Genomic DNA, 446 nt, shown 5'->3' with positions numbered 1-446 from the left:
TGCTGAGTAATTATGGCATCAGAGCTAGCATGGGGGATGTAGGTGCTTGCTGGGATAACTCTGTTGTGGAGCGGTTCTTTGGAAGCTTAAAGCATGACTGGGTTTTGAAAGTGCCCCAGCCAACGAGAGAGCATATGAGAAATGATGTGGCTGACTACATGCGTTATTACAACTTAGAGCGGCTCCATACTTCTAACGAAGATATGTCGCCAATCGAGTACGAAAACTCTTTAAGAAAAGTGTCCTGATTTAGTTGCGCAGAACACNTTCTGCTTGACTCGTTTCACCAGTCAAACACCATTGCAGAAAAAACCAAGGAAACGAGAACGACAAGCGTTATCACCAATCTCAACCTCATGAACCAAGACTCCAACACCTCTTCCTCAAATAGCTTTCGATCAATCACCAGCAAATAGATAAAACAGAAGGCGAACACGAGCGAACTA

General features: G+C 44.3%; 1 protein-coding gene. It reads left to right on the top strand.

Features of this window, described 5'->3' with window-relative positions:
• Window positions 1-248: integrase core domain-containing protein (locus A3735_RS09050; protein WP_156499551.1), on the top strand; the 248-nt coding region annotated here is incomplete at its 5' end.
• Window positions 249-446 lie beyond the last annotated feature (198 nt).

The sequence above is a fragment of the Oleiphilus sp. HI0061 genome, from assembly GCF_001635675.1.
The sequence above is the reverse complement of the archived record's forward strand: the minus strand, read 5'-3'. Positions and strand labels throughout refer to the sequence as shown.